Source organism: Plesiomonas sp. PI-19 (assembly GCF_021368255.1).
Lineage (GTDB): Bacteria > Pseudomonadota > Gammaproteobacteria > Enterobacterales > CAMTGL01 > Plesiomonas > Plesiomonas shigelloides.
Genome location: NZ_JAJNMQ010000001.1, coordinates 797,195 through 813,252 on the forward strand (window position 1 = coordinate 797,195; position 16,058 = coordinate 813,252).

12 protein-coding genes are annotated in these 16,058 nt (G+C 50.5%); 7 read left to right on the top strand and 5 right to left on the bottom strand.

Annotated elements, in window-relative coordinates; translation table 11 throughout:
• Positions 1-34 precede the first annotated feature (34 nt).
• Positions 35-3,454, top strand: a complete 3,420-nt coding sequence (gene mscK / locus LQ901_RS03685) for a mechanosensitive channel MscK (RefSeq protein ID WP_152136356.1) — start codon at positions 35-37, stop codon at positions 3,452-3,454.
• 134 nt (positions 3,455-3,588) lie between these two features.
• Here mscK and rsmS read toward each other — a convergent pair whose 3' ends face one another.
• The 4 genes from rsmS to dinG all read right to left on the bottom strand — a co-directional run bounded on the left by rsmS (position 3,589) and on the right by dinG (position 7,038).
• The gene (rsmS, locus tag LQ901_RS03690) at positions 3,589-3,753 is read right to left on the bottom strand and encodes a pleiotropic regulatory protein RsmS (RefSeq protein WP_010864103.1); all 165 of its coding nucleotides are present in this window, start codon (positions 3,751-3,753) and stop codon (positions 3,589-3,591) included.
• 43 nt (positions 3,754-3,796) lie between these two features.
• On the bottom strand, positions 3,797-4,045 hold the full coding sequence (locus LQ901_RS03695; RefSeq protein WP_010864102.1) for a GlsB/YeaQ/YmgE family stress response membrane protein: 249 nt from the start codon (positions 4,043-4,045) through the stop codon (positions 3,797-3,799).
• Positions 4,046-4,342: 297 nt separating this feature from the next.
• On the bottom strand, positions 4,343-4,882 hold the full coding sequence (gene priC, locus LQ901_RS03700; RefSeq protein WP_084976946.1) for a primosomal replication protein PriC: 540 nt from the start codon (positions 4,880-4,882) through the stop codon (positions 4,343-4,345).
• A 95-nt stretch (positions 4,883-4,977) separates the two neighbouring features.
• Complete coding sequence (dinG, locus tag LQ901_RS03705; RefSeq protein WP_233671976.1) at positions 4,978-7,038, bottom strand: ATP-dependent DNA helicase DinG; 2,061 nt, start codon at positions 7,036-7,038, stop codon at positions 4,978-4,980.
• A 563-nt stretch (positions 7,039-7,601) separates the two neighbouring features.
• Here dinG and LQ901_RS03710 point away from each other — a divergent pair.
• Both LQ901_RS03710 and LQ901_RS03715 read left to right on the top strand, forming a co-directional pair.
• Complete coding sequence (locus tag LQ901_RS03710; RefSeq protein WP_152136354.1) at positions 7,602-8,687, top strand: porin; 1,086 nt, start codon at positions 7,602-7,604, stop codon at positions 8,685-8,687.
• 726 nt (positions 8,688-9,413) lie between these two features.
• Positions 9,414-9,770 carry a DUF454 family protein gene (locus LQ901_RS03715; protein WP_152108369.1) on the top strand — a complete coding sequence of 119 codons (357 nt, stop codon included), beginning with the start codon at positions 9,414-9,416 and terminating at the stop codon, positions 9,768-9,770.
• 240 nt (positions 9,771-10,010) lie between these two features.
• Here the strand turns inward: LQ901_RS03715 and dtpA are convergent, their stop codons facing one another.
• Positions 10,011-11,471 carry a dipeptide/tripeptide permease DtpA gene (gene dtpA / locus LQ901_RS03720; RefSeq protein ID WP_010864097.1) on the bottom strand — a complete coding sequence of 487 codons (1,461 nt, stop codon included), beginning with the start codon at positions 11,469-11,471 and terminating at the stop codon, positions 10,011-10,013.
• A 432-nt stretch (positions 11,472-11,903) separates the two neighbouring features.
• Here dtpA and apt point away from each other — a divergent pair, with 432 nt between their 5' ends.
• From apt to recR, 4 genes are all read left to right on the top strand, one after another.
• Positions 11,904-12,449, top strand: a complete 546-nt coding sequence (gene apt, locus LQ901_RS03725; protein WP_010864096.1) for an adenine phosphoribosyltransferase — start codon at positions 11,904-11,906, stop codon at positions 12,447-12,449.
• 192 nt (positions 12,450-12,641) lie between these two features.
• Positions 12,642-14,894 carry a DNA polymerase III subunit gamma/tau gene (gene dnaX / locus LQ901_RS03730; RefSeq protein ID WP_064977996.1) on the top strand — a complete coding sequence of 751 codons (2,253 nt, stop codon included), beginning with the start codon at positions 12,642-12,644 and terminating at the stop codon, positions 14,892-14,894.
• Positions 14,895-14,978: 84 nt separating this feature from the next.
• The gene (locus tag LQ901_RS03735; protein ID WP_010864093.1) at positions 14,979-15,311 is read left to right on the top strand and encodes a YbaB/EbfC family nucleoid-associated protein; all 333 of its coding nucleotides are present in this window, start codon (positions 14,979-14,981) and stop codon (positions 15,309-15,311) included.
• A gap of 11 nt (positions 15,312-15,322) precedes the next feature.
• Positions 15,323-15,931, top strand: coding sequence for a recombination mediator RecR (gene recR, locus LQ901_RS03740; RefSeq protein ID WP_233671977.1), 609 nt, complete (start codon positions 15,323-15,325; stop codon positions 15,929-15,931).
• Positions 15,932-16,058: the final 127 nt, after the last annotated feature.

The following is a 16,058-nucleotide window of genomic DNA, read 5'->3' on the forward strand; positions in this document are numbered from 1 at the left end:
TCTTTGTTTGTGTTGATGGTGTTCTGAAGAGGCTATGACCTTGAATCTCCGCCCTTTTTCTCTATCGGATACCCGTGCGCTACACTATGGCGCTGGGATCATGATTATGCTATTTGCGCTGCTGTGGAGTGCTGGCAGCGTTGCTGCATCAGTCACTGCATCAGTGGCATTTGAGTTACCCAAGGAGTCTGAAGTCCAGACCAAACTAGACGCTTTGTCTAAAAAGGAAAAGCTGACGCCAGCGCAAACTGCTCAGAAAACGGAGTATGAGCAGGTTTTGTCATTTTTGGACAAAATAGACAAAGAAAAAGAAAAGATCCGTGATATCCAAACCCAATACGACAAAGCGCCGGCACAGATTAAACAACTGATGTCTGAGCTGACCGCATTGCGCAGTGGCATGGATAAAGAAGAGCAGCAAAAGCAGCTTGAGCGCATGAGCTTGTCTCAATTAGAGAAAAAGCTCACCAGTACCTTGAGCGATACCCAGCGTGACCAAGAGCAGCTGTCGGCGGTCAATAGCCAGCTGATCTCTATGCAGACGCTGCCAGAGCGGGCGCAGGCGGCCATGAGTAAGGCCTACCAGCGAATTCAGGATATTCGTAACATCCTCAATGGCGTATCTGCCGATCAAGAACAGCTGTCGAGCAGCCGCAAACTGCTGCTGAATACTGAAATGGCGTTGTTGAACGTTCAGTTGGAGCGTCGACAAAAAGAGCTGGATACCAACACTACGTTGCAAGATATCGCGCAAAAACAGCGGGATATCTTTACAGAAAAGCTCAACCAGTATGAAGCTCTGGTGCAGTTGTTACAGCAGCAGATTAACAGCAATCGCCTGACGCAATCTGAGCAGACTGTGGCGGATGCCGGTGTGACTGACAATGCCTCCGCTAAAGCGCTTAATCCGCTGGTGGTAAAAGAGCAAGACAAAAACCAGCAACTGAGCCAGAACCTAATCAGCGCAACCCAGCAAGTTAATACCATGGTGCAAGAGAACATCAAGGTTAAAAACTGGCTGGATAACGTGACTCAGACTGAGCGCAACCTCAACGAGCAAATTTCGGTTCTGAAAGGCAGCTTGTTGTTATCCCGTATTTTGTACCAGCAGCGCCAAATGCTGCCAGATGCCGCATTGGCGAAAAACCTGGAAGAGAAAATTGCAGATTTGCGTTTGCAACAGTTCGAGGTTAACCGCCAGCGTGATGAGCTGTATCAACCGAAAACCTATGTTGATCAGTTGCTGCAGCAAAACGGTGATGCCAACGCTAACGAAGTGATCCGCAAAGATCTGATGATGGTGCTGGATGCGCGTAAAGAGCTTCTGGACCAACTGAATAAGCAACTGGGTAATCAGCTGAATCTGGCGATTAACTTACAGCTTAATCAGCAACAGCTGATTCGCGTGAACAGTAGCCTGCAAAACACCCTGCAACAGCAAATTTTCTGGGTAACCAGTAATAAGCCACTGGATTGGGCCTGGATATGGGGTCTGCCGGCGGCCATGTTCTATCAGGCGCAGGGCATTATTGATGATGTGCATGTGGGTAAATGGATAAGCCAACAGCTACCGCTGTTGTTTATCGTGATCCCGATGTTGATCATGGCGGGCTTGATCATTTGGCGACGTAAAGACATCGTCAAACATCTGCAAGGGTTGGAGTCTGACATCGGCCAGTTACGGCGCGATACTCAGCTGCACACGCCAAAAGCCTTGTTGTTGACGCTGCTGCAAGAGATCCCTGGCACGCTGATTGTTCTTAGCATCGGCATGCTGTTTATCTACAGTAATCTGGCCAGTCCGCAGATTATCTGGCACCTGACGTTGCGTTTTGCCCTGGCCTATCTGGCCTTTGGGATGTTGGCGCGGATTTTAAAGCCGGGTGGAATTGCCGAGACACACTTCAATCGGCATGAGTCGGAAATCAATCACTTCCGCCGTTCATTGCATTATATCGCGATGGCTGTGGTGCCGTTGATTTTGGTTTCCACCATTGGTGAATTGGATCCGTCAACGCTGGCCGACGATGCGATTGGGCAGGTGATCACTATCTCGATGCTGATCGTAATGGTGTTCCTGATCTATCCAATCTCCCGTTCGCGCATTGATGAAAATGGAAATAGCCTGCTGCGCTTGTTGGTGATGTTCGCCATCATGCTGGCGCCAGTAGCGCTGATTGCCTTGGTTGCGTTGGGTTACTACTACACCGCGCTGAAACTGACCGCCAAGCTGATCGATAGCTTCTATCTGGTCATGTTGTGGTGGGTGGTACACGAAACTGCGCTACGTGGTTTGGCCGTTGCGGCTCGCCGTTTGGCCTATCGCCGTGCGATGGCGCGTCGTCAGCAAAAAGTGCATGAAAATGCGGAAGGCGGCGAAATCATTGATGAACAGCCAATGGCGCTGGAGCAAATTAACCAGCAGTCATTACGTTTGTCTAACATGGCGCTGTTCTTGGTTTTCCTCGGCGCGTTTTACTGGTTATGGTCCGATTTGGTGACCGTGATTTCCTACCTCGACAGCGTGACCTTGTGGCATAACGGCGTTGACGCGAATGGCGTGGCAGTGTCGATCACATTGCGTGATGTGCTGATTGCGATAGTGTTTGCGGTGGTGGCCTACGTCTTGACCCGAAACTTACCGGGCTTGCTAGAAGTGCTGGTGCTGTCCAAATTGCAATTGGGGCAGGGCGCGTCTTACGCCATTACGACCATGCTGTCGTATGTCATCACTGGCCTTGGGGTGATGCTGTCGCTGTCCGCGATTGGTATGTCGTGGGATAAGCTGCAGTGGATTGCAACCGGTCTGTCGGTTGGTCTGGGTTTCGGTTTGCAGGAGATTTTTGCGAACTTCGTGGCCGGTCTGATTTTGCTGTTTGAGCGTCCGATCCGTATTGGTGACACCATTACCATCGGTAACTTCTCCGGTACAGTAAGCAAAATTCGTATTCGTGCGACCACGGTGACGGACTTTGATCGTAAAGAAGTGATTATCCCGAACAAAAACTTCGTGGTTGAGCGTCTGCAAAACTGGTCTCTGACCGATACCATTACGCGCGTGATTGTGCGTGTTGGGGTCGCGTATGGTTCAGATTTGGAGTTGACGCGCAAGTTGCTGCTGCAAGCGGCACGTGAAAATCCACGGGTGATGAATGAGCCTGAGCCAATGGTCTTCTTCCTGACCTTCGGCGCCAGCACATTGGATCATGAATTGCGGGTGTATGTACGTGAACTGCGCGATCGCAGCTTTGCGGTTGACGAGTTGAACCGCCGTATTGATCAGTTGTTCCGTGAAAATAACATCGAGATTGCCTTCAATCAGATGGATATTTACGTGAAGAACTTGAACTCACCGGCTCAAGAAGAGGTGAAATTCCATTCCACCACAGAGTGTTTGCCTCAAGGCAACCCTGCGAAAAAGGTCGATGGAAGTCAGGATTCAGCGGCACTCTAAAGCGTCTCTCGGCGTATAAAGTGCGCATAGAGATATACGGTTAAATGCTAAATGTAAAACGGCCAGCAATCATCATGCTGGCCGTTTTTGTTGATACCGATTGTCAGATACCGCTATCACTCAGTGTTGGATGATTAAACCGTTGATGTCGCTGGTGTGACGGCCAGTTTGGCCAGCAAATCTTTTTTCACAAACTCCAGTGCGGCCAGTGCGGTTTTGGGATCGACCTCATTGGTTTCCAGCAGATAAATCAGATCAACTGCCAGTTGGATCTCTTCCGGTGCGTTTTCCAGACTCATTGTTGCTCCCTGTCGGCTGGCAATCGGAGCTTGCCGGCCAAAATTAACCTTTAACTTTGCGGTAGATAAACAGTACTAACAGCGCACCTATCACGGAGAATATCAGGCTCTTGATATTAAATCCGGTCATGGTGGCGATGCCGAGAATTTGGCTCAGATAGCCACCGACCAGCGCGCCGATGATACCCAAAACCACGGTAATGATAAAACCACCTTCATCTTTCCCTGGCATAATCCATTTGGCCAGAATACCGACGATCAAGCCGAGAATAATCCACGAAATGATGCCCATGATGAACCTCGCAACCACAAATTAAGTCACTATACCCTTCCTACTTGAAGCTGTAGCGGTGTTGGCTACGCTCGTTCACCCCAGTCACATAGTTTGCCTATGCTCATGAGGATTCACTCACTTGCCGCCTACCTGCAACTTCACGTTGTTTGGGTATACAAATCGATAGGCTATGCCATCGATGCTGTAGATCGGCGTAATGCGTTGATCTCGCAAGCGCCAATGGCAAAGGAAATAGCCTTAGGCTATAGGCTGTAAGTATAGTTGCTGATGAATAAATGTGAGGCGCCTGTCAGGTTAAGGCATCAGTTTTTCTTCGCGGCGTTGAATGCGTAATTCGATTTTTTTCAATGCTTGTCGGCAGCGAAATAGACGACCTTCATACGCTGCAATCTCCTGCTGCAGCGTTTGCTGTTGTTGCAAGGTCACGCAGCTACCTAATTTGGCTTCCCGTACTCGGATCATGTCATTGAGCCGGCGTTCATAATCTTGATGACGTGCAAACTCATCATACAGATCAATATGTTTGCCGGTATTGGTTCGTTTAGCCGCTGCGACTTCTTTTTTACGCAGTGATTGCGTCGACAGCTCCCGTTGTAATGCCGAGAACTGTGCTGTGATGGTTTCAGCTAAAAATCCTGCTTGTTGCGCAGAGTGCAGCTGTTCCAGCTGATTTAAATTCTGCTCCAGCTCACGCACACAATCGGTCAGACGTGGGCTGTGGCATTTAAATAGCGCTGGTGCAAAACGTGGACGCTCTGTTTGCAAGCGATCGGCTTCGATGGCGGCCTTTTCAAGCTCGGATAACGCATTTTTCAGGCGGGCTGTTAACGACATACCGTCACTCTCTTCGCATTCAGGTCAGCATAATAAAGAAGCCGTAGGATGGTAGCCTCTGCAACACAGCGACCACCGCATGTAATATTCCACTATTAATATTCTACTACGCGCTTTAATGGTGGTAAGGCATCGAGCAGGGCTTTACCGTAGCGGCGCGTGATAACCCGCCGGTCGAGCAGGATCACCCGTCCGCTATCCTCTTCGGTGCGGATCAGGCGCCCGACCGATTGTACCAGCTTGCGGCTGGCTTCTGGCACGGTGATTTGCAAAAACGGATTGCCGCCTTTATGCGTGATGTACTCGGCATAAGCCTGCTCCAGTGGTGATGTGGGCACAGCAAACGGCAGCTTAGTGATAATCAGGTTCGTCAGATAATGGCCGGGTAAATCCAGACCTTCGGAGAAACTGCCCGTGCCGAGTAAAATACTGGGTTTGCCGCCATCACACTGCATTTTATGTAAGGTTAATAGTGCATCACGGGATGCTTCACCTTGAACCAGCAAGCTCAAACCTTTGTCACGCAAACCGGCGGCCACTTGATTCATTTGCCAATATGACGCGAACAAAATCAGACTGGCCGATTGCCCATTAAGGTAATCAGGCAGCGTCTCAATCAGCATGTTGGTGAAGTTTTCATCCGCAGGATCGGTGGTGATATTGGGGATCAGTAACTGACTACGATTAGGGTAGTCAAACGGTGATGCCAGCGCCAAATGCACCACATCGTGGGCATTACCCAATCCGGCCTGACGACAAAAATAGTCAAATTTTCCTAATGCACGCAGGGTCGCCGAGCACAGTACGGCCCCCGCGCAGCGGCTCCATAATAAGCCGTCTAACTTGCCACCAATTTCTAGCGGAGAGGCGGCCACCAAAATGTCATGATTTTCGGTATCACGTGCTAGCCAACGGGCAAAAGGTGCGGCTGAAGGATGCTCTTCTTTATTCATGGCCGTCCAACAGCGCTCCAGCATATTCATCCGCTCTAGATAAGGCGAAAACTCGGCCAATATCGGCTCTACACGGGCATTTTGTGATGCGTCATTGCGCACCAGCTCTGTGGCTTGATCGAGTAAAATTCCGAGCGTCTGATTTGCTTTGCGGCTAGAGAGTTTGAGTTCGTCAAATAGCGGCCGAAATCCTTCCGGTACTTCTCCTAAAGGAAAGCGCCAAATGTTATCTGCACTAAATTGCTGCTCTGAATGCTCAATGATTTGCATAAGCTGACGTAATGCGGGGATCATGTCGGTCAGACTTTGCCGCAGTCGATTCACCAGCTCTTGAGCTCGGCCAGTGGTTAGAATGCTGAGTAATTTACTGCTTTGCTGATTGAGCCGCTCAGCCCATAGCGCACTTTGGCGCAGTGGGAGCTGTACAGCAAAAAACTCACGCGCCACATCAGATAAATGATGTGCTTCATCAATGACATACAGGGTATCTTCTGGTTCAGGCAAAATTGCGCCGCCGCCCAGATCCAAATCAGCCATCAGTAGACTGTGGTTTGCCACGATCACATCGTGGGTAAGGAGATCGGCGCGTGCGCGCTGAAACGGGCATTGACGGTGCGCTGCCAGTGACATGTTGCAATGATGGCGCTCCGAGGCTATTTGTTGCCACAAACTGTCTGCTACCGGTTCAGGCCAGCTATCGCGATCGCCGTTCCAACTGCCATCTTGCAACGCATCATGCATCGCTTGCAGTTTTTTCACCTCTTCAGGCTGCGGTGGCGTTTCCCACATTGCGAGTTGAGACTCGGCTTGGCTGCTGTTGGCGAGCTTGTGTGCGCAGCAGTAACGCGTCCGACCTTTTGCCAATGTGTAATGAAACGGTAACTTACTGTACGTAGCATAAAACGGTAAGTCCTTGTTAACCAGCTGTTCTTGTAGCGCAACTGTAGCGGTTGAGATCACCAATTTTTTATTATTGGCTTGCGCGTAGGGAATAGCCGCGACCAAGTAAGACAGCGATTTACCAATACCGGTAGCCGCTTCGGCGACCAAAATTCGTGGTTTAGGGGCATGTTCGCCGGCCAGCGTTTTGGCAATTTCAGCGATCAGTTGTAGCTGCCCTTGGCGCGGTTTAAAGCCGGGCATCGCGCTAGATAAGGCGCGATAAACATTACGAATAGTAGCTTTGGTATCAGGGCTTAGCATGCACAGGTACTCCGTCATTGAGCCGCTAGTTTAGCAAAAGTGAGCCGTATCACGTGTATGAAATGAGAGAGGCTGCATCGGGTGGCGTTTTCCCGAGCCAAGTTTGACTTTTGAATGGATATGTGAAGTTCGTCACGACTCATTCAATGGGTGCAATAAAAGCCCTGAAAATGTGTTCATTTAGTGAATAAATAGTGAGAGTAAATTATTGTAAATGAATTACTCGATATAATATCCTATATGGGATATGAAAAATAATGATAATACGAATAATGTTCTGCATTAAAAGTTCCTGACGAACTTCAAAAAATTTGATTTTTGTATGACGCCAACAGGGCTTTTAATGCAGGGGATTTGGATTATCTAAATGAATTTAAAACGATTTTTCGATTTTTCTGCAGGGGTTTGACAGGAAAAATCCTTTCTGTCAGCATTGCTCGCGAACCAAAGAATGGTGTTGCATGCTCAGCCTTGGAGCTTGTGACAGGGATCATCCGGTGACGGTAAAAATACCGCGCTGAGATATAAAAATTAACCAAAGAAAAGGCAGTGGACTAAATAATATGAAAAAGACAATTCTGGCTCTGGCAGTTCCAGCTCTGCTGGCTGCAGGCGTAACTAACGCAGCAACCGTATACAACAACGACGGCACCAAGATTGACCTGAAAGGTTCTATCCGTCTGCTGGCTGAAGATGGCGCACGTCGTGATGCAGATCTGAGTGATGACAGCTCCCGTATCGGTCTGGGCATCAACCACGATCTGGGCAACGGTCTGAGCGGCCTGGGCTACATCGAAATGGGTTATGACACCCAGATGCCTGAAACCAACTCCAAGTCTACCATCAAAAACCGTCTGGCTTATGCCGGTCTGTCTCTGGATGGCGTAGGTACCCTGACTGCTGGTCGTATCACTGCTCCATTCGATGACGTAGCGGTATCAGACTACACCTGGACTTACGGTGGTGTAATGGATTTCGGTAAGATGCAGAATAATGCAGACCGTGGTCCATTTGGTCAAAAGAACACTTTCCTGGCTCGTACTTCCAACTCTGTGAAAGTTGAGTCTGCCGAATTCAACGGCTTCAAAGCTGCTGGTTCTTACACCATGAAAACTGGTGACAATGTTACTGATGTAGATAACGCGTACACTTTGGCAGCGTTCTACACCTCTGATTTCGGTCTGACTTTCAACGCGGGTTACGGCCACGGTAAGTCGAACGGTGGTTTTGGTACAGTTAATGATATTAAAGGTACTTATAACGCTGTTGATGCTGATATCTGGGGTATCGGTGCTCAGTACGAAATCGGTGATTTCGCCATCGGTCTGGACTACGGTCAGGCTAAGCTGGATTGGAACGATTCTACTTACAACAACGGCGACAACTCGAAAGCTAATCTGCTGGGTGTTGGTGTGAAGTACCAGATCATTGAGCAAACCAAAGTATACGCTGGCTTCTACAGCCGCGATTACAAAGATTACAATGATTGGGACCGTCATGACCTATACGTAGTTGGTACTGACTACGCGTTCTCTAAGAACGTCGTGACTTTCCTGGAATATGCGCATGATGACTACAAGTACACTGCGCCAACTACAGCGATCAAGAACGACGACCGTATCGGTCTGGGCTTCCGCGTATACTTCTAATTTGAAGTTATACCTGTCTGTAAAAAACCGGTGCTTGCACCGGTTTTTTTATGTCTGCTGCTGAGCTTATCTTCCCATCTTTTGCTCACTTTTCCGACGCTCAATGCGTTGAACTTCTGTTTTCTCGCTATCTCTTCCTTTGATGCTTTTCTGCCGGTGGTAAACGGCCTCAATATCTACGCTGTGGCGTGCGAATAACCTTACGCTTTGTCGGTTGTTATTCGGTGGCGGCTCCGTACAATCCTCTGACAGAAGCAGTGTGATTCTGCTAGGTGGCCATATCAGGGCGAGCATTTCAAGAGACGTGCGGCAATATGGCGTTGCAATATCACGCAGCTAAGGCACGCGTACCGAGCCGATTCGGCTTATGCTTATAGAGAATACTAACGTGCTCTTGTGGATAGGGTGAGCCATCCATGTTTGCACGTGATTGTTCTATTGGCTGTTCTATTCCCAAAAGCGCGCAGAACGCGTGATATTGGCTATCACTTGATTTAGTCACTCATTTAGCAACGTTCACCGGATAAACCAATCAAGGTCAGAGAGGGCAGGTGTATGGGTTCCGAATTTAAAGATCCACTCAATGCATTGTATGTCGTGGTCTTTTTGCTGCTGTTCTTAGCCACTATGCTGCCCGCTTGGTTGGCATGGATGAAGGTGCTGGCATAGACGTCTGGCGATGCGGTGTGAGGGCATTGTGCGTGTATTGACCACACAGGAGAGCCTGTGCGCTGGGTGTATTTGATTGTTGGCTGGCTGGCAATAGTGTTAGGGGCGTTGGGCGTGGTGCTGCCTCTGTTGCCGACAACACCGTTTTTATTGTTAGCGTGTTTTTGTTTTGCACGTTCATCCCCGCGTTGGCATGAATGGTTGATGTACCGCTCGCCGTTTGCGGCTTTATTGCAGCAGTGGCATGCACGGCGCAGTATTCCACGTAAGGCGAAACACCGGGCGACCTTGTTTATTATCGTTAGTTTTGCGGTCAGTATTTCGCTGGTGACATTCTGGTGGTTGAAAGTGGCGCTGTTTGTCATGATGTTGGTGTTGTTGCTGATGTTTCGCCGTATTCCGGTTGAAGACTAGCTTCTTTTATATCGCCTCTTTATCACATCAATAATGCCTTACTTTTTACTCATCCTCTGGGGTTCTAGGTGAGTGCATATGGATGAGATTCATAGCGATAAAAAAACGCCGGTAAAAATACCGGCGTTTTTTTGTGGTCGCTTGTCTCTATCCTTTCGCTTATCCGCCTTTTCCTTATCAGAACAGTGCTCCTCATAAAAAGACTCGAAAGGATACAGTCGAGAAGCGTTTACCTACATCTTAAGCGGCTTTGACTTCCTCGGCGGTACTGTGAGTCATGCGGTTCAGACGCGGCGCAGTGAGCACCATCAGTACCGCAATGACCGCGGTGACAATACCGATTTGCAAGAACACATGGCCGTAAACATGCAGTGACACCAGTGGATCTTTCACTTCACCCGGAGTGGCAGTCAGGCTCGCCACATAACCGGCAATGACCGATGCACCCGCTGAAGTCAGGAACCATGCACCCATGATAAAGCCCATCAGACGCTGTGGAACCAATTGTGCCACCATTGCCAAGCCTAAGCCGGAAATCAGCAATTCCCCGACACTTTGCAGCAAGTAGCTCAGTACCAGCCAGTTGGCGGAAACCAGACCGGCGGCATTGGCGTACAGAGTACTCATGTACAGGATCAGGAACGCACCGGAGCATAAGATCATACCGATAGCGAATTTGTGTGGCATCGGTAATTTATCGCCTAAACGGTGATAAATAATGGCTAAGATTGGGCTGGCCGCCATGATCCAAAATGGGTTCAGTGACTGGAACTGTTCAGGCTCAACGGTAATACCGAACAGACTATGCACGGTGTTGTGAATGGCAAAGAAGTTCAACGACAGCGGCATTTGGCTATACAGCACAAAGAAAATTACCGCTTCCAGCATCAGCACAAAGGCCACGATCATTTTGCGGCGCGCCGCACCGGTCAGCGCAAAGGTTTCACGAATGAAAATCAAGATGATACCGGCAGAAACCAGTGCCAGCGCAATGTGCGCCACAATGATGTGCTCCAGTACCCAACCTGAGACGAAGCAAGCAATCACGGTACCGATAATCACATACAGCAGGTGACGACGGTTAACCGGTGCGAAATCCGGTGTTGAGCCGTATTGCTTAACCCAACCTTTCATCAGCAAGAAGTTGATGATGGTCAGCAGCAGACCCAATACGCTGAGCGAGAACGCCACATTCCAGCCATAGCGAGAGGCCAGATACGGGGTGATCAGCATAGAGACAAAGGAGCCGATGTTGATCGACATGTAATACAGGGTGAAAGCACCGTCGAGACGCGGGTCATGCTTGTCATAACACTTAGACAGCAAAGACGACGGGTTGGCTTTAAATAGCCCGTTACCAACGGCAATGGTACCCAGGCCAAGATAAACCCACATCAGATGATTTCCAGAAAAGGCAATCATCGCGTAGCCAACCATCAGGGTGAGTGCACCCAAGATAATCAGACGTTTAGTGCCCAGCACTTTATCACCCAACCAGCCACCAACGGCAACCAGACCGTACACCAGCGCGATGAAGGATGAAAACAGTGCAAATGAATGCGTTTCACTTAATTTCAGTTCTTGGACCAGATAAACAGCCAGAATGCCCTGTAAGCCATAAAAGCCGAAGCGTTCCCAGAGTTCGACCGAAAAAATCAGATAAAACGATTTGGGTTGTTTGAGTGATTCGCTGATCGACACGTTAACCTCTGTGTATAAATTATTGTGTTGTGCAGGACGCGTATTTTTTTTTAGACACCATCGTTTACACGTATGAGACCCAAATCACAACCTGCTGCAAGATAGTGTTACAAATCAACTTTCGGCGCGCGTTAATGAGGTTGCGCGTAATGGTGGTTTGTTGCGCCATTGTGGCGTTGGTTATCTGAAAGCGATCAGGTCGCAATCAAAGTTTAGTTGCTATGGGTAAGATGTAGACAGAAGGCCGGAGATTTAATTTAACCCATTGCAATCTGCTTCCGGTTTGTCTAGATTCTGCTCTTTTGAAATTCATTCTGCGCGCACGCGGTCAGGCTCAATGGTGTCAACGGCCTCTTTTGTCAGGGGACGGGGCGGGAGCCGGCATGCCGAGTGTGGTTTTGTGGATCCCTCCTGTACAGCGGACTAACTGATATGACCGAGCAAACACGTCAATTAATTAAAGACAGTATTAAAACTATTGCGGATTACCCGAAGCAGGGCATTTTGTTCCGTGATGTGACCAGCATGCTGGAAGTTCCAGAGGCATTTGCTGCCAGTATCCGTCTGATTGTTGACCGCTATCGTGATCAAGGCTTCACCAAAGTGGTGGGCACTGAGTCACGCGGTTTTATCTTCGGTGCGCCGGTAGCGTTGGAGATGGGTGTTGGTTTTGTTCCTGTGCGTAAGCCGGGCAAACTGCCACGTGAAGTGATCGCGGAAAGCTATGCGCTGGAATACGGCACTGACACACTGGAAATGCACGTTGATGCCATTGTTCCGGGTGATAAAGTGCTGGTGATTGATGATCTGCTGGCGACTGGCGGTACCATTGAAGCGACCGCGAAGCTGATCCGTCGTCTGGGCGGTGAAGTGACTGATGCTGCATTCATCATCAACCTGCCAGATCTGGGTGGCCAGAAGCGTCTGGAAGGCATGGGCATCAATACCTTCAGTCTGGTTGACTTCGAAGGTCATTAATCCGGATATGCGGCGGTAACTAAACCGTGCGCGTTAGGATAAAAATCTAGAAAACAGGGGCTTTCGCGAGAAAGTCCCTGTTTTTTTATCGTGAATATCACTTGAGTGAGAAGCCTGTCTGCGGTTGGGACACGGTTTTTCCGCTTTCTGTGATAGTATTACTGTCTCGTTTTATTCAGTCTTCCGGTGCCGATGAGTTATCAGGTTTTAGCCCGTAAGTGGCGTCCACATAATTTTGCAGAAGTAGTGGGTCAGGAGCACGTACTGACCGCGCTGGCGAACGGTTTATCGCTGGGCCGTCTGCACCATGCATATCTCTTTTCCGGTACGCGCGGGGTAGGGAAAACCTCTATCGCCCGTTTGTTCGCCAAAGGGCTGAACTGCGAAACCGGTATCACGGCTACGCCATGTGGCGTGTGTGAAACTTGCCGCGAAATTGATGAAGGGCGTTTTGTTGACCTGCTGGAGATTGACGCCGCTTCCCGCACCAAGATCGAAGATACCCGTGAGCTGCTAGATAATGTGCAGTACACCCCGGTGCGAGGCCGCTTCAAGGTCTATCTGATCGACGAAGTGCACATGCTCTCGCGTCACAGCTTTAACGCGCTGCTTAAGACGCTGGAAGAGCCGCCGGAGTACGTGAAATTCTTGCTGGCGACCACGGATCCGCAAAAATTACCGGTGACGATCTTATCGCGCTGTTTGCAGTTTCATCTAAAAGCACTGGATCCGGATCAGATCCGTGCCCAATTGGAAAAAGTTCTGACCGCCGAAGCCATCCCGTTTGAAGCGCGTGCATTGCTGCAACTGGCGCGCGCAGCGGAAGGCAGCATGCGTGATGCGCTCAGTCTGGCTGACCAAGCCATTGCCATGGGCGGTGGTGATGTGACCGCCACGGGTGTTTCCCATATGTTGGGCACCTTGGATGCCGATCAGCCGTTGGCGTTGGTGGAAGCCTTGCATCGCGGCGATGCCGAGCAGGTTATGCTGCTGTTGCAGCAAGCAGCCGAGCGAGGTACCGATTGGGAAGCTTTGCTGGTGGAGACATCAGCGATTTTACATCGCGTGGCGATGGCGCAATTGCTGCCAGGTACGCTGGAAGAGGCCGACCCGTATGCCGTTCGCTTGCGTGAGTTGGCGCGAACCGTTTCGCCGCAGGATATTCAACTGTTTTATCAGACCTTGCTGGTGGGCCGTAAAGAGCTGCTGTTAGCGCCGGATCGTCGCAGTGGCACTGAAATGACTTTCCTGCGCGCATTGGCTTTTCATCCAAAAAAAGTGAGCACGCCGGTAGCGTCTGGTACTTTTGATGCCATGGCGGCAGCCGGTCAGAGTCCAAGCCGTGCACCGGTATCCAATGCCGCACCTACTCACATTGCGCCAACGAATGCAGCGCCAGCGCATCACTCCGCACCAGTGAACACGGCCGCCATGCCAGCCGCATCGGCGATGCAAAGTGGGCATATGCCTGCGCAAGCGCCAATGCAAATGCAGCAAACGCAGCAAGCACCTATGCCACCCTCACAAGCGCCGTCGTATCCAGCATCGTCGCATGTCGCTGCGGGGCGTGTAGCACCGAGTATGCCACCAGCGGCTGCGCCTGCGGCAATGGAGCCTAGCGCTACCGTACCTGCACCAATGGGAGATAGCGCGCCAGTTGCTGGCTTCCCTGCAGGGAGTGCTGATTCGCCAGCGTTACAGGCCTTGCAAGCCCGTGCGCAACTGCGCCGTCAGCGGCATGCCGAGCCTTCGGCGGGTGAGGGCACTAGCACAAAAAAAACGACGCCGGTTGCAGCAGCCGTAACCCTGCGACCGGCCGGGAATAAACCTTCGCCACTGGAGCGCTTAGCCGCCGCCGGTGAGCAACGTGTGCGTCCGAGTGCGGGGCCGCGAACGGCAGATAGCGCCGTGAGCAGCAAAGCCAAAAAGCCGGAAGCTTATCGCTGGAAGCCGGTTAATCCAGTAGAAGAAGCACCAGAGGTGGTGACACCCGATGTCGTGCGCTCGTCACTGGAGCACGAAAAAACGCCAGAAATGGCGCTGAAGCTGGCGCACGAAGCCTGTGAGCGTGATAGCTGGTCGGCGCAAATTGAAAAGCTGAACGTGGCGAAATTGGTGGAACAGCTGGCCTTAAATGCGGTAAAAGAGGAGCCTGCACCCGGGCAGGTTCGTTTGTTACTGCGCTCATCGCAGCGGCATTTGAACACCGATCGCGCCAAAGAACAGTTAAGCGAGGCGCTGAGCCAATTGGCGGGCGCACCGGTAACGCTTGAAATTATCGAAAATGATGATAAAACCCGTCTGACTCCGCTTGAGATTAGACAGGCGATTTATGATGAAAAGCTGGCGCAGGCGCGTCAGTCGTTACAGGATGATAAAAATATCCTGCAACTGCGCCGTTTATTCGGCGCAGATTTGGAAGATGACAGCATCCGACCGTTGTAAGCTTACAGCGGTAATGTGGCTATAATTTCGCAATTTGTAATTCTGCCGCTTTTGGCTTAACCCCTGATTAAAAGAGAGAGCACTATGTTTGGTGGTAAAGGTGGTCTTGGCAACCTGATGAAGCAAGCCCAGCAAATGCAAGATCGTATGCAGAAAATGCAAGAAGAGATTGCCCAGCTGGAAGTGACCGGTGAATCTGGTGCCGGTCTGGTCAAAGTCACCATCAACGGCGCACACAACTGCCGTCGCGTGACCATTGACGAAAGCCTGATGGAAGACGACAAAGAGATGCTGGAAGACCTGATCGCAGCAGCATTTAATGATGCCGCTCGTCGTATCGAAGAAACCCAGAAAGAGAAAATGGCGCAGGTTACTGGCGGTATGCAACTGCCACCTGGCTTCAAGATGCCATTCTGATTGGCGGACTGATGGCAAATACCAGCCCGCTTTTAGATTCACTGATGGAAGCCCTGCGTTGCTTGTCCGGGGTGGGGCCGAAATCCGCACAGCGGATGGCGTTCCACCTGTTGCAGCGTGATCGCAGTGGTGGCATGCGTTTAGCGCAGACGCTCACTCGCGCGATGTCGGAAATTGGCCACTGCAACGATTGCCGGACCTTTACCGAAGCGGATGTGTGTACTATCTGTAGCAATCCGCGTCGGCAAAAGAGCCAGCAGATTTGCGTGGTGGAAAGTCCGGCCGATATTCAGGCGATTGAACAGACCGGGCAATACTCCGGTCGTTACTTTGTGCTGATGGGCCACTTGTCGCCACTTGATGGCATTGGTCCAGACGATATTGGTCTGGATCGGCTGGAAGAGCGTTTGGCGCAAGAGCAAGTCAGTGAAGTGATCTTGGCAACCAATCCGACCGTGGAAGGGGATGCGACAGCGAACTTCATCGCCGAGCTTTGTGCGATGCACGGCGTCTTAGCTAGCCGGATCGCCCATGGCGTGCCGGTGGGCGGCGAGCTGGAAATGGTGGATGGCACTACGCTGTCCCACTCTTTAGCCGGACGTCATCCCATCAAGTTCTGATTGTGTTGATTATGTAAAAGGAAGACTTCGGTCTTCCTTTTTTCTTGTCTTATTTTCTTGTCGGTATCTATACCGGCTTGCTTACCCCGTACTCGTCACGCGCCGGCAAAATTCTGCAAATCTGTAC

Coding starts and splice junctions, on each gene's coding strand:
- mscK (WP_152136356.1), top strand. CDS start 35: ATGACCTTGAATCTCCGCCCTTTTTCTCTATCGGATACCCGTGCGCTA.
- rsmS (WP_010864103.1), bottom strand. CDS start 3,753: ATGAGTCTGGAAAACGCACCGGAAGAGATCCAACTGGCAGTTGATCTG.
- LQ901_RS03695 (WP_010864102.1), bottom strand. CDS start 4,045: ATGGGCATCATTTCGTGGATTATTCTCGGCTTGATCGTCGGTATTCTG.
- priC (WP_084976946.1), bottom strand. CDS start 4,882: ATGTCGTTAACAGCCCGCCTGAAAAATGCGTTATCCGAGCTTGAAAAG.
- dinG (WP_233671976.1), bottom strand. CDS start 7,038: ATGCTAAGCCCTGATACCAAAGCTACTATTCGTAATGTTTATCGCGCC.
- LQ901_RS03710 (WP_152136354.1), top strand. CDS start 7,602: ATGAAAAAGACAATTCTGGCTCTGGCAGTTCCAGCTCTGCTGGCTGCA.
- apt (WP_010864096.1), top strand. CDS start 11,904: ATGACCGAGCAAACACGTCAATTAATTAAAGACAGTATTAAAACTATT.
- dnaX (WP_064977996.1), top strand. CDS start 12,642: ATGAGTTATCAGGTTTTAGCCCGTAAGTGGCGTCCACATAATTTTGCA.
- LQ901_RS03735 (WP_010864093.1), top strand. CDS start 14,979: ATGTTTGGTGGTAAAGGTGGTCTTGGCAACCTGATGAAGCAAGCCCAG.
- recR (WP_233671977.1), top strand. CDS start 15,323: ATGGCAAATACCAGCCCGCTTTTAGATTCACTGATGGAAGCCCTGCGT.